The sequence below is a fragment of the Alteromonas sp. AWM4_230 genome (genome assembly GCF_056158305.1).
The window spans coordinates 4005848-4019659 of sequence record NZ_JBSWTB010000001.1; the positions used below are offsets into that span (position 1 = coordinate 4005848).

At 44.7% G+C, this 13812-nt stretch carries 9 protein-coding genes; 4 read left to right on the plus strand and 5 right to left on the minus strand.

Annotation, left to right across the window (positions count from 1 at the left end):
* Entirely contained in the window at window positions 1-318 is a 318-nt protein-coding gene (locus ACXACS_RS17255; protein ID WP_025254245.1) for an EscU/YscU/HrcU family type III secretion system export apparatus switch protein, read from the plus strand.
* A gap of 60 nt (window positions 319-378) precedes the next feature.
* Here the strand turns inward: ACXACS_RS17255 and ACXACS_RS17260 are convergent, their stop codons facing one another.
* The 4 genes from ACXACS_RS17260 to ACXACS_RS17275 all read right to left on the minus strand — a co-directional run bounded on the left by ACXACS_RS17260 (window position 379) and on the right by ACXACS_RS17275 (window position 4392).
* The gene (locus ACXACS_RS17260; protein WP_474808405.1) at window positions 379-1575 is read right to left on the minus strand and encodes an ABC transporter permease; all 1197 of its coding nucleotides are present in this window, start codon (window positions 1573-1575) and stop codon (window positions 379-381) included.
* On the minus strand, window positions 1559-2380 hold the full coding sequence (locus ACXACS_RS17265; protein WP_474808407.1) for an ATP-binding cassette domain-containing protein: 822 nt from the start codon (window positions 2378-2380) through the stop codon (window positions 1559-1561). The genes ACXACS_RS17260 and ACXACS_RS17265 overlap by 17 nt, the downstream gene beginning before the upstream one ends.
* Before the next feature lie 305 nt (window positions 2381-2685).
* On the minus strand, window positions 2686-3732 hold the full coding sequence (recA, locus tag ACXACS_RS17270; RefSeq protein WP_179982559.1) for a recombinase RecA: 1047 nt from the start codon (window positions 3730-3732) through the stop codon (window positions 2686-2688).
* Window positions 3733-3852: 120 nt separating this feature from the next.
* The gene (locus tag ACXACS_RS17275; RefSeq protein ID WP_474808409.1) at window positions 3853-4392 is read right to left on the minus strand and encodes a CinA family protein; all 540 of its coding nucleotides are present in this window, start codon (window positions 4390-4392) and stop codon (window positions 3853-3855) included.
* Between the two features lie 144 nt (window positions 4393-4536).
* On the opposite strand from ACXACS_RS17275, the gene mutS reads away from it, so the two are divergent.
* The 3 genes from mutS (at window position 4537) to eno (ending at window position 10298) form a co-directional block, all read left to right on the plus strand.
* A complete protein-coding gene (mutS, locus tag ACXACS_RS17280) occupies window positions 4537-7158 on the plus strand; it encodes a DNA mismatch repair protein MutS (protein WP_474809322.1) in 2622 nt (873 codons plus the stop codon).
* A gap of 156 nt (window positions 7159-7314) precedes the next feature.
* Window positions 7315-8946 carry a CTP synthase gene (locus ACXACS_RS17285; protein WP_461851445.1) on the plus strand — a complete coding sequence of 544 codons (1632 nt, stop codon included), beginning with the start codon at window positions 7315-7317 and terminating at the stop codon, window positions 8944-8946.
* A gap of 59 nt (window positions 8947-9005) precedes the next feature.
* Window positions 9006-10298 (plus strand): phosphopyruvate hydratase, encoded by a 1293-nt coding sequence (eno, locus tag ACXACS_RS17290; RefSeq protein ID WP_014975823.1) that lies wholly within the window; start codon window positions 9006-9008, stop codon window positions 10296-10298.
* A 194-nt stretch (window positions 10299-10492) separates the two neighbouring features.
* Here the strand turns inward: eno and ACXACS_RS17295 are convergent, their stop codons facing one another.
* Window positions 10493-13447 carry a TonB-dependent receptor gene (locus tag ACXACS_RS17295; protein ID WP_474808412.1) on the minus strand — a complete coding sequence of 985 codons (2955 nt, stop codon included), beginning with the start codon at window positions 13445-13447 and terminating at the stop codon, window positions 10493-10495.
* Window positions 13448-13812: the final 365 nt, after the last annotated feature.

Genomic DNA, 13812 nt, shown 5'->3' on the forward strand with positions numbered 1-13812 from the left:
ATGACTGATTCTCAAAAGACAAAACGCGCTATTGGTCTAAAATATGATGGCGGCGACAAGAAAAATGCACCTAAGGTAGTATCTAAGGGGTATGGAGACTTAGCTGAAGCAATAATTGCCATGGCTGAAGAAACTGGGATACTTATTCATGAAGACCCTTACTTGAGTGAAGTTCTCACTACATTAGATGTAGGGCAAGACATACCCGAGTCACTTTATTACGTCATCGCTGAACTTCTTGCTTACTCATATGTTTTGCAGGGGAAAATTCCTCCTGGGTGGGAAGGTATTATCAAACGGGTAGATTTTGAAGTGTGAGGGTAAAAAAAGAGCCCGCGTTAAGCGAGCTCTTTTGCTATTTACTCAATACTTTTCAGATTATCTAAACAGTACTTTTTCTTTGTTGAACCAATGGATACAAAAGAAAATAAGACCTGCCGCGATGACTGCCGTAGACGTAAATATGCCAAATAGCGCGAAATAGTCCATGGTACCTTTAAACAGTTCTTTCATAGCAAGGGCAACGTTCGTCAGCGGTACCCAAACCCAGCCACCTTTAAGCTCTACGCCCGGCATCATCGCAATGATTACGGGGAAGATAACCACCATAATCAGTGACCCCATGTAGCTTTGCGCTTCTTTAAAAGAGCGAGCATAAATAGAAAGCGATAACAATACCGCCGCAAATACTGCGACCACAGGCACTAACATCAAGAATATCAGTAAGAAGTCTACAAGACCTATCATTGACATGATCTCTACCACAAATTCAACGGCCATGCCTTGGGATAGCACTAGCCCCCATATGGCCATGGAAGACACCGTTATTAGCGCAGTAACAATGCCTGCGGTGGCTACCGTAAAGAACTTACCCAATACCAATTTGTGGCGATCCATTGGCGATATAAGTAAGGTTTCTAAGGTACCACGTTCTTTTTCACCTGCGCCCAAATCTGAAGCTGGCGCCATTGCACCTTGTAGGCACAAGATGAATATAAAGTAAGGCAGCATACCGCCTAAACGTTCACCCCACACTTCGCGATCATCCGCCACATTTTGCTTTTCTATTTTGATTGGTTTTAGTAAAGCCTCTTGCTGAGTTTCGTCAAGGTTTAGCTGTGCAAACGCGCTTTGCTGAAACGCGTCTGTATATTCATCAATAATATCAGAAACACGCCCCATAACTTTGTTAAGGCCTGCATCATTTAAATAAAGCTGAATCTTATGTTGCCCTGAACTTAATACGTCACTATCGAAACTCTCTGGTATAACCAACACAAAGTCCAAGGTTTCGTTTTTAATGAGTTTGGCATAGTCAGTCTCATCGCCAATCGCAACCGATTCGAATTTATCAGAGGCATCGTTAAAAGACTGTACAATTGCTGGCGCATAAGCTTCACCAACTATCGCGTATTTCAACACTTCATTCTCTGCTTTATCCGCCGCTGAACTCATGAAAAAGAACGCGACACCGAAAATAGCTGGGAATAATAAAAGCGGTAAACCAATCATAAATATGATGGTCTTTTTATCCCTTAATAGCTCTTTGAACTCCTTTTTAAAGATTAACCACATTACCCATCTCCTCAGAATCCATTGAAAGTGTTTTTAGGAAGCTCTTATGCATTTGCCCTGCCTCTGCACCATTACCAGAAAGTGCACTAAAGGCGGCAAGCGAATCGTTAAATACTGTTTCTCCTTGATTAATGACGGTTACTTTGTCACAAAGAGTTTGTACTTCGTCGAGGTGGTGGGTAGAGAAGATTACCGGTGTACCTTTATCCTTAAGACGTTGAATGAATTCCATTACCGTACTGGTTGCCATAATATCAAGGCCAGTTGTAGGCTCATCGAGAACCACCAACTCTGGTTCGTGAATAACCGCACGGGCAATCGACACTTTTTGTTTCATGCCTGATGAAAAATTCTCCGCTCGTCTATCAAGGAAGGTTTGCATGTCGAGCAAATCAGCTAACTCTTCAATACGTGCATTAATTACATTTTTTGAAATGCCGTGTAGCTCACCGAAGTAGCTAATATTTTCACGCCCACTTAAACGGCCGTATAGACCTGTTGAACTGGAAAGAAAACCAATTTTCTTTCGCGCAATGTTGGGGTTAGAAAGTACGTCCTCGCCACCTATAAGCACTTTACCGCTGTCGGGTTTAAGCGCTGTTGAAAGCATACGCAAAGTAGTGGTTTTACCTGCGCCGTTAGGCCCTAGCAGTCCCAGAACCTGACCTTTTTCGCAAGTAAAAGACACATCCCTTACTGACTGAAAATAACGCCCTTTTAAACGCGGGTCCTTCTTCTCTTGTTCGCTAAGCTTTTTCGGGTTCTCCACCGTAAAGCGTTTAGCGAGACCTGATATTTCAATCATTCCCTTTTCCCTCTTGATGTAAGCTATTCTCAATATTAATTGTTGTTTAAGGCATTGTTTGCTGTAGCCGCAAATTTTCCTTATTTATATTCTGAAACGTTGAACCTTGGAAATACACCAAAAGCCAACCTTTCTTTGTAGTCTTCGCTTATCGTACTTTATTACAGCATTCCCTGTTTTTATTTTTTGTACAAGTTTCAAGCGGATATTAAGTGTTAGTAAATATTTCTTAATATACCCTATGTAGCAAGGGCATAAAAAAACCCACCTTTCGGTGGGTTTTTAAGATACTTGTAAAACCTATCTTATTCAGGAAGTACGTCGTCTTCGCCCTGTGGCAATGCTTCTTCAGCCTGCATGGTTTTAGAGAGCAATAGCTCTTGACGGATCTTTGTTTCGATCTCATTAGCCGTTTCAGGGTGTTCCTTAAGGTACTTCATTACGTTCGCTTTACCTTGACCAATGCGGTCGCCCTTGTAGCTGTACCAAGCGCCGGCCTTATCAACAAGCTTCTGCTTAACACCAAGGTCGATAAGCTCAGCTTCTTTACTAATACCTTCACCGTAGCGGATCATAAACTCGGCTTGCTTAAACGGAGGCGCAACCTTGTTTTTCACTACCTTAACGCGAGTTTCGTTACCTACTACCTCGTCGCCTTCTTTCACTGCACCGATACGGCGAATGTCTAAACGAACAGAAGAGTAGAACTTAAGCGCGTTACCACCAGTAGTGGTTTCAGGGTTACCGAACATTACACCAATCTTCATACGAATTTGGTTAATGAAGATACACAGCGTATTAGAGCGTTTAATGTTAGCCGTAAGCTTACGCAACGCTTGCGACATAAGACGTGCCTGAAGACCAACGTGAGAATCACCCATGTCACCTTCAATTTCCGCTTTAGGTGTAAGCGCCGCTACCGAGTCAACGATAACAACATCTACCGCACCTGAACGTACTAGCATGTCGCAAATTTCTAGCGCTTGCTCACCAGTATCAGGCTGAGATACCAATAGTTCGTCGATGTTTACGCCAAGCTTTTCAGCGTAAACTGGGTCTAGGGCGTGCTCAGCATCGACGAACGCACAGGTTTTACCTTTCTTCTGCGCTTCAGCAATAACCTGAAGTGTTAGCGTGGTTTTACCTGATGATTCTGGCCCGTAGATTTCAACAACACGTCCACATGGCAAACCGCCTATACCTAGAGCGATATCAATGGTAAGTGAGCCAGTAGAAATCGCTTCAATGTCCATGGCTTGGTTATCGCCTAAGCGCATGATAGCGCCTTTACCAAATTGCTTTTCAATTTGGCCAACTGCGGCGGTTAAAGCTTTTGATTTGTTATCGTCCACGTATATATCCTCTAGGATTTGCGGTTAAATTCTGTTTTGGTACTTTCAATATTTTGTATGAAGTTACCAAATAATGATCACATTCTATACTGTACAAGCATACAGTTTCAACCAGTGTTTTTAATTTTCACTCAAGATTTTAATTAACTGAGTAATAGCAAAGCTAATAGCGTGTTGCCGAACTTCGTCGCGATTGCCGCTGAAAACCTGTTTGATTTGCGCTTCTTGCTCTCCACACAAAAAACCAAACCACACAGTGCCCACCGGTTTTGCTTCGCTGCCACCGCCAGGCCCGGCGATGCCACTTACGGTCACAACTAGCTGAGCACCACTATCGCGTCGCACGCCTTCTGCCATTTCTTTTACCGTTTGCTTTGACACTGCACCATGTTCTTTAAGCGTCTGCTCGGTAACGCCTAATATGTCTTGCTTCGCATCATTCGAGTAGGTCACCCAAGATTGATTAAACCAGTCAGAACTTCCCGAAACACTGGTGAAAGCAAAAGCAATCCCCCCCCCTGTACAGGATTCTGCACTAGATACACTCCAACCTTTTGCTCTAAGTGCATCTCCTAGTGCCTGAACTTGCGCAGATAATGCGCTATCAAGCTTTAAAGGGCTGGCGTTTACCGTCGAATCAGTTGAAAATGTTGTGCTCATTTGGATATACCTAGTTACACCTGTTGTGCTTTATCAGATCTTCGCTTGATCTTAGTGGGCGTGAGTTTATCATTTATTCCCCTTAACAGGCATTAAACCCAGCAACAAATTCATAGAGGCATTTTTTTGGAATCACATACTCCTATGATGCGCCAGTACCTGACTATTAAGGCGCAGCATCCGAATATTCTACTATTTTATCGCATGGGCGACTTTTATGAGTTGTTTTACGACGATGCCAAAAAAGCTGCGGAATTACTGGATATATCGCTAACAGCAAGAGGGAAATCTGGCGGCGAGCCTATCCCAATGGCGGGTGTGCCCTATCATGCAGTGGAGAGCTACCTCTCGCGCTTAGTCAAGATGGGCGAGTCGGTTGCCATTTGTGAACAGGTTGGCGATCCTGCCACCAGCAAAGGCCCTGTTGAACGCGCAGTACAACGTATTGTTACGCCTGGTACAGTGACCGATGAAGCGCTACTAGAAGAACGTCGCGACAATATTCTTGCGGCAGTCTGCGGTCATAGTATGCATTATGGTTTAGCGACATTAGATGTTACAAGTGGCAGGTTCGTTATCTTTGAAAGCGATAGTGATGAAGGCCTATTGGCAGAGATTCAGCGCATTAACCCAGCAGAACTTCTTTATCCTGAAGGGTTTGAAAGTTTACCTCTTGTTGAAAACCGCAAAGGGCTTAGACGCCGTCCTGAATGGGAATTTGACATAGACACCGCCACAGAGCAATTAAACGCCCAGTTTGAAACCAAAACATTAGAAGGCTTTGGAATAAAAGGCGTCACTAAAGGCTTAGGCGCAGCGGGCTGTGTTTTACAATATGTAAAGGATACCCAGCGCACTGCTCTGCCCCACATTCGTCGCATTCAAACCGAACAGCAAGACAGCCGTGTGCAGCTTGATGCTGCCACGCGCAGGAACCTAGAACTTACCCATAATTTGTCGGGTGGGCAGGAAAATACGCTGTTTAGCGTGATGGATACCACCACCACGGCCATGGGTAGTCGTATGCTACAGCGCGTTATTCATTCGCCTTTAACAGACCAACATGAATTGCACAGCCGCTTAGATGCTGTTGAAACTTTCATTAACGACGACCCTGAAGATATTCGCACCGCGTTAAAGCACATTGGTGATATAGAACGTATTATGGCGCGATTAGCTCTTCGCTCTGCGCGTCCTCGTGACTTTGCTCGCCTAAAAAATGCGTTTAATGCATTGCCTGATTTACAAGATGCCTTAGCTAGGTTCGATACAGGGCAAGTCAGAAGTATCAGCGAAACCATTGGCACTTACCCTGAGCTTCAAGCCTTATTAAACGATGCCATTATTGATAATCCGCCAGTAGTAATACGGGATGGTGGCGTAATTGCCGAAGGCTACAACGCAGAGCTTGATGAGCTACGCAAGCTATCACAAGGCGCTACTGACTACCTAGACGCTATGGAGCAACGAGAGCGTGAGCGCACCGGCATTTCTACGCTAAAAGTGGGCTATAACAAAGTTCACGGTTTCTTTATTGAAATTAGCCGAGCGAACAGTGCTTTAGCGCCCGCTGAGTATATTCGAAGACAAACCCTAAAAAACACTGAACGTTATATAACACCAGAACTGAAAGAGCACGAAGATAAAGTATTAAGTAGCCAAGGCGCTGCACTCGCCCTTGAAAAGCAACTTTATGAAGCACTGTTCGACAATTTTGCGCCATACTTAAATAACTTAATTGAGACCGCCGCAGCGCTTGCCAAGCTTGATGTGCTGTGCTGTTTTGCTGAACGTGCCGTGTCACTTGATTGGTATCGCCCAAATCTAAGCCAAGAATGCGCACTTACCTATGACGCTGGTCGCCATCCTGTGGTTGAAAACGTAATGAAAGACCCTTTCATTGCCAACCCGCTTAAGCTAGATACCGAACGTCGCATGTTAATCATTACGGGTCCGAACATGGGCGGTAAATCAACTTACATGCGACAAACCGCGCTGATTGCGTTACTAGCTTGTATCGGTAGTTTTGTGCCTGCTGAAAACGCCCATATAGGAAAGCTTGATCGCATATTTACGCGTATTGGGGCATCGGATGATTTAGCCTCTGGTCGCTCAACCTTTATGGTTGAGATGACAGAAACGGCAAACATTCTAAACAATGCTACAGAAAACTCGTTGGTATTAATGGATGAAATAGGACGCGGTACCAGTACCTATGATGGTTTATCACTGGCTTGGGCCTGTGCAAGTTACTTAGCAAAGCAGCTCAATGCTTATACGCTTTTTGCCACGCATTACTTTGAACTAACTGAACTTCCAGAAACGCAAAGTGGCGTAGTGAATGTGCACTTAGATGCGATGGAGTTTGAAGATACTATACGCTTCATGCATACCGTATCAGAAGGCGCTGCGAGCAAAAGCTTTGGTTTACAGGTTGCCCAACTTGCAGGCGTACCGAAGGCGGTAATAAAAGCGGCACAACAGAAGCTTGCGGTGTTGGAATCATCACATCTTATGACCAGCACGGAAGATGGATCAGAGAAAGCCAACGATAAGTCTTTTGGAGCGAAGAGCTCGGTAAAAGGTGGAAATAAAACAAGCGCATCAGGTAAAGCCACATCAAATACCAAAGGCCAAGCTGAAATGCTATTCCCTGATAAGCCACATCCGGTTGTAGAAGCCCTTGAAAACTTATCGCCTGATGAGCTATCACCGCGCCAAGCGCTAGACCTTATCTACACACTAAAGCGTCTAAGCCAGTCTTAAACCAAGCTTAAGCGCGTATAAATTGCGCATCATGTGGGCAAATTGATTGTCTGCCCACATGATTTTGCGTATACTATCGCCCCGTCCAAAGTGTAGCTGGTTTTGTTCTAAACTCAGCCTATATTTACCATACAACCCAAACGTTCTAGGTTTCGCATGACAAATTATATTTTCGTCACAGGTGGTGTAGTTTCATCGCTAGGTAAAGGTATTGCTGCAGCATCGCTGGCCGCAATTCTGGAAGCTCGCGGTCTCACCGTAACCATGTTAAAACTCGACCCTTACATCAATGTCGACCCGGGCACTATGAGCCCTATCCAGCATGGTGAAGTATTTGTTACTGATGACGGCGCTGAGACCGACCTCGATCTTGGTCACTACGAGCGTTTTATTCGCACCCGCATGACAAAGCGCAACAACTTTACTACCGGTCGCGTGTATGAAGAAGTACTTAAGCGCGAACGTCGCGGTGATTACTTAGGTGCAACTATTCAGGTGATCCCGCACATCACAAACGAGATTAAGCGCCGCGTAATTGAAGGTGCTGAAGGTCACGATGTGGCTATTGTTGAAGTGGGCGGAACCGTAGGTGACATCGAGTCACAACCATTCTTAGAAGCAATTCGCCAGCTTGGTACAGAAGTGGGCCGTGAGCGCGCTATGTTCATGCACTTAACGCTAGTACCTTATATGCCAGCGTCAGGCGAAGTAAAAACTAAGCCTACTCAGCACTCGGTAAAAGAACTCCGCTCTATTGGTATTCAGCCAGATATTCTTGTGTGCCGTTCAGTGGGTGCATTACCAGCTAGCGAACGTTCTAAAATCGCGCTGTTCACCAACGTTGCTGACAAAGCGGTTATTTCACTTAAAGACGTAGACAGCATTTACCGTATTCCTGCTGCACTTAAAGCGCAAGGTATGGACCAACTGGTTGTAGACCGCTTTGGTTTAGAGTGCAACGAAGCAGATCTATCTGAGTGGGAACAAGTACTTTACGCTGAGTCTAACCCGACGGCTGAAGTAAACATCGGTATGATTGGCAAGTACGTTGAATTACCTGATGCCTATAAGTCGGTAAATGAAGCGCTTAAGCACGCTGGTCTTAAAAATCGTCTTACCGTGAACATCCATCACATCGACTCACAAGACGTGGAAAGCAAAGGCACACAAATTCTAGAGCAGTTAGACGCTATCTTAGTACCTGGCGGCTTTGGTGAACGCGGTATTGAAGGTAAAATTGCAGCAGCCCGTTATGCTCGAGAGAACAAGGTGCCTTACCTAGGCATTTGTTTAGGTATGCAAGTCGCACTTATCGAATATGCACGTAATGTGGCAGGTATGGAAAACGCGAACAGTACTGAATTTAATCCAGACACGCCTTATCCTGTTGTGGGTCTTATTACCGAATGGTTAGACGCTGCGGGTACCACTGAAGTACGTACCGAAACGTCTGATCTGGGCGGCACTATGCGCTTAGGTAGCCAGCTTTGCCACCTTATTGAAGGTACAAAAGTTCACGAGATGTATGGCGATGCAGAGATTTATGAGCGTCACCGTCACCGTTACGAAGTAAATAACAACCTGCGCGATCAAATTGAAGCGGCGGGATTAAAGGTAAGTGGTTTGTCCACTGACAAGCGACTTGTAGAAGTGGTGGAAATCCCTGATCATCCATGGTTCATTGCGGGCCAATTCCACCCTGAGTTCACATCAACTCCTCGGGATGGACACCCACTATTTACTGGTTTCGTTGCTGCGGCAGGAAAATACCAGAAAGAAAATCACTAATTTCTAATAAAAGGGGTGCTCTCTCCCGTTGCACCCCATTCAATTGTTGAGGAAAAAACATGGCGAAAATTAGTCGCATTATCGGACGCGAAATCTTAGATTCACGCGGAAACCCTACCGTAGAAGCAGACGTATATTTAGAATCGGGCGTAATGGGCCGAGCTGCAGCACCATCTGGTGCCTCTACTGGTAGCCGCGAAGCACTAGAACTACGCGACGGCGACAAGTCTCGTTACCTAGGTAAAGGTGTAACAAAGGCAGTTGCAGCAGTTAACGATACCATCGCGCCAGCACTTATCGGCAAAGATGCACTAGCACAAGCTGATATCGACGGCATCATGATTGACCTTGATGGCACAGAAAACAAAGAGACCCTTGGCGCAAACGCGATCCTTGCTGTTTCTCTTGCTGTTGCTAAAGCGGCAGCGGCTGAAAAAGGCGTAGCGCTTTACGAGCACATTGCAGACCTTAACGGTACATCTGGTCAATACTCAATGCCTGTACCTATGATGAACATCATCAACGGTGGTGAGCACGCTGACAACAACGTAGACATCCAAGAGTTCATGGTACAGCCAGTTGGCGCGAAGAGCTTCAAAGAAGCACTACGCATGGGTGCTGAAATCTTCCACGCACTTAAGAAAGTACTTTCTGCAAAAGGCCTTAACACAGCAGTTGGCGACGAAGGTGGTTTTGCACCTAACCTTAGCTCAAACGCTGAAGCACTAGCAGTTATCGTTGAAGCCGTTGAAAATGCCGGCTACAAAATGAATGAAGACATCACCCTTGCACTAGACTGTGCGGCGTCTGAATTCTACAAAGAAGGCAAATATGTACTATCTGGCGAAGACAAGAGCTTCGATTCAGAAGCGTTTGGCGACTACCTTGCTGACCTTTCTTCACAATACCCAATTGTATCAATTGAAGATGGCCTAGACGAAAGCGACTGGGACGGCTGGGCAAGCCTAACTAAGAAGATTGGTGACAAAGTACAGCTAGTTGGTGACGACTTATTTGTAACTAACACTAAAATTCTTAAGCGCGGTATCGATAACGGTATTGGTAACTCAATCCTTATCAAGTTCAACCAAATCGGTTCACTAACTGAAACCCTTAACGCAATCAAAATGGCGAAAGACGCTGGCTTTACAGCGGTTATCTCTCACCGTTCTGGCGAAACTGAAGATGCGACCATTGCTGACCTTGCAGTAGGTACAGCGGCGGGTCAAATTAAGACTGGTTCACTGTGTCGTTCTGACCGTGTTGCTAAGTACAACCAATTGCTTCGTATTGAAGAAGCACTTGGCGACGCAGCTACCTATAAAGGCCGTAGCGAAATTAAAGGTCAATAAGCTTAAGCCAAATATGGTTTAACTAGCTTTGTTGAAAGGCACCAGCGTAATTCGCGGTGCCTTTTTTGTTTGCCCAGCGATGCTGACAAACAAAAAAAGCCCTAACTGGCGTTAGGGCTAATGCACACATCACAACCACACTTTGTGATCCAGGGTGTAGCAACTGCCGCGTGTCACGGCAGTTGTTTTACAAATTAAAAACGATAGTTTGCACCTACAGTAATTCTTCGGTCAGTAAGACCTTGGAAGCACAGAAGTGAGCCTTCGTTAACACAGTACTGCTCTACTTCGGACTCAGTAATGTTTACTGCCTCAACACCAATATTAAGGTTTTCGTTAACATCGTAAGTCACGCTTGCATTTAACTGACCACGGTCAGCTTGTACCGCAGGGAAACCCCATGGGAAACTAGACGTACTACCGAAGTCATCGGTGCGATACGCTTCACGCCACGTGTAACGCATACGAGCAGATAAGCCAAACTTTTCGTAGTAAAGTGTAATGTTGTAGGCGTTCTCTGAAAGGTTTAGTAAGCCTTGAACTGCGCTAACCTCTTCATCGCTTCCAGTAGTAGCAGCAAAAACGTTAGCTGCACGGCTTGTAGCCGTATTCTCAGCTTCACCACCATCAAATTCTTGAATGGTATAGTTAGCAAGCACACCAAAGCCTGAAGCCCAACCTAGCTCACTTTCAAAGCCAGATAAATCATATTGAACCGCAAATTCGATACCTTTCTGGGTTGTTTCACCCGTATCGTTAATTTTCGTCTCTGTCCCTACACAAACGCCTGTACCAAGCTCAGGGCCAAACACGTTAATATCAGCAATTGGGTTAAAGACACCACCACCTTCACAAGGGTCAGTTAGGTCGCGATAGCCTGTCGTCGGGTCTTCAAATGGGCTTACAATTTGATCTACGAACAAATCTTTACGAGTTTTGTGGAAGATACCCACACTTACTACACTGGCTTCAGCAAAGTACCACTCGGCCGCTAAGTCATAAGAAATAACTTCTTCTGGCGTTAAGTTTGGGTTACCAATAGCCACATTAGGGTTAGGGCTTGTGCTGAAGGTCACTGACGTTGATAAGTCATTGAAGTTAGGACGACGGATATCTTTACCCGCACCAAATCTTAATACTACGTCATCAGTAACATCTGCCACTAAGTTGAAACGAGGTAGAATGAAGTCGTAATCGCCAGTGTTAGTCACTCGAGAAACCAACTCATTACCTTCATCGTCTACGGTTATTGAGTTACCTACAGACGTTACGTCTGTTTGCAGATAACGAACACCAAAGTTACCGCGGAACATTTCATACTCGAAGTTAGCCTGTGCGTACAATGCATGGGTTTCTTCTTCAATGTCAAAGAAGCCTGATGAGCTTGCCGTAGGAGCACTTAACGAACGTGTAGAACCATGTGCTTCCATTGCCGCTTGAAGCGTCGCTAGTACCGCATCAGGGTCAGATGACACTTGCTCTGGGTCAATTAACAGGAAGTCACTGACATAAAGCTCACGTCCGTCTGCATCGTTGAAGTTATCAGGGCCCGCAACCAACAAGTCACTAAATAAGCTGCCTCGAGGACTATCTTCCATTGTACGCAAGCCAACGCTAGTACCAATATCCTCACGTTTGCTACCAGATTTGTTGTAGCGGTAACCAAAATCCACTGACGTAATCATAGTATCCACGTAATACGTAAAATCTACGCGGAATGCATCTTCAAAGTTTTCGGTAGTATCACGACCAATATTTACATCACGAAGCACTACATTGTTCGGGTCAAGTAATTGTTCAACCGTAGGAGCATACTCAGCGCCTTCAGCAATACCAAACGTCAATGCGCCGCCTGTCAGGTCATAAGCAAAAGGAACAGAGTTATCGTTTGCACCTCCGGCATCTAACGGCGCGTTTGGATTGATAAAGTTAAGGGTTGTATTGAAGCTTGGCGTTGTAGTGTCAGATGTTGTTGATGCAACTTCCGCAAACACGCTCCACTTTTCGCCCTGCCATTCTCCACCTAGACGGAATATCTCGCTTTTAGTTACACGTGAATTAGTATCGCTTGAGAAACGTAAGTTAGGATCGTCGTCGTCGTTTTCCAAATTCACAGGGATAACACCACGCAGTGCTGCCTGTATAGAACCTAAGTTTGTACCACCTAATGAACCAAAGTTGATAGTTTCAAACTCATCAGGAACAGAAATGTCATTAAGCGCGCTTACCCCTGACGCTTGAACACGAGAACTCTCTTGCAGACGTTCTTGATCATTAATAATAGCGTCAAAGAAAAACTTGGTGTTGTCATTCGGCGCCCATTCAATGGTACCTACAAGGTTTTTAGTTTCGTACTCAAAGTTATCGTAGTCTTGAACAAAGAACTGGATAGGTAAAAAATCAAAAGACTGAGCACTTGCTACACCGCTATCTGAAGCAACTAGGTTATCTCTGTCTGCGCGAGGTCGAAATGCCGTTACGTCTTGCTGAGCATAACTACCACTTATTACCACACCAATGGTACCGTGGTCGGTATCCCAATTATCGCCAAACGTACCCGAAATACGAGGCTGAAAGTTACTGTCGGTGGTTAAGCTGCTGTTCTCACCTTGTACACGAAACGCTGCAAGCTGTTCATTAAGCTGTAAGGGACGGATTGTTTTCAAGTTAATCGTACCACCCACTGAACCTTCAATGGTTTTAGCGTCGGGCGACTTAGTCACTTCCAAGCCAGCAATAATCGCAGCTGAAACGTCCTCAAAGTCAATACCGCTTCGACCTGCACCAGAACCAACGGTGGAAACACCGTTAATTTCTGTACGGTTAGCATCGGTACCACGAATTTGTACGCCTGTACCAACACCTGCTTCACGAGTAATTTGAATACCGGTAATGTTTTCTAGTACTTCTGCTAAGTTTTGGTCTGGTAACTTACCAATGTCCTCTGCTTCGATAACTTCAACAAGGTTATTTTTAAAGCGTTTTTCATTCATTGCGCTAGCGAGTGACGCTCGGATACCCGATACCTCAATGACTTCAACATCTTCGTTTTGTTCTTGCTGTGTTTCTTGTGCGTTTACTGATGCGGTTAGGCTTAGTGTCGTAGCCGAAAGTACCGCAAGTGTAATCTTTGATAATTTGTGTGCCATGTGTGTTTTCCTCTTAAGGATTGAGGAATGTCTAATCACTCATTCCTTACCACTTAATTGATTTGCAACTTACCCGCCCTGCAAATTTGCCTTACACCTACTTTACAAGACAGTTACAAAAGTAAGACAAGTTTTTACATTGGTCAACACAAAATGTTAAAAAATGGTCAATTATATTTATATTTTTGGCATTACCAATATTGATAAAGGATGACTCAATAAGATTAAACGCCATAAGAAACAACAAATAACACTTAAAATACAGAAGCTTATATATTTAAAATGTATTTTCCGTCGTTTTTAACATTACTTACACAAGCGGTAAGCTTTGCAACATAATTGGTCATACAGGTTAGTTATCAATA

What these genes read in the sequence shown, in the direction of transcription:
- ACXACS_RS17260 (WP_474808405.1), bottom strand. Translation starts at nt 1,575, where the DNA reads ATGTGGTTAATCTTTAAAAAGGAGTTCAAAGAGCTATTAAGGGATAAA.
- ACXACS_RS17275 (WP_474808409.1), bottom strand. Translation starts at nt 4,392, where the DNA reads ATGAGCACAACATTTTCAACTGATTCGACGGTAAACGCCAGCCCTTTA.
- mutS (WP_474809322.1), top strand. Translation starts at nt 4,537, where the DNA reads ATGATGCGCCAGTACCTGACTATTAAGGCGCAGCATCCGAATATTCTA.
- ACXACS_RS17285 (WP_461851445.1), top strand. Translation starts at nt 7,315, where the DNA reads ATGACAAATTATATTTTCGTCACAGGTGGTGTAGTTTCATCGCTAGGT.
- ACXACS_RS17295 (WP_474808412.1), bottom strand. Translation starts at nt 13,447, where the DNA reads ATGGCACACAAATTATCAAAGATTACACTTGCGGTACTTTCGGCTACG.
- ACXACS_RS17265 (WP_474808407.1), bottom strand. Translation starts at nt 2,380, where the DNA reads ATGATTGAAATATCAGGTCTCGCTAAACGCTTTACGGTGGAGAACCCG.
- ACXACS_RS17255 (WP_025254245.1), top strand. Translation starts at nt 1, where the DNA reads ATGACTGATTCTCAAAAGACAAAACGCGCTATTGGTCTAAAATATGAT.
- eno (WP_014975823.1), top strand. Translation starts at nt 9,006, where the DNA reads ATGGCGAAAATTAGTCGCATTATCGGACGCGAAATCTTAGATTCACGC.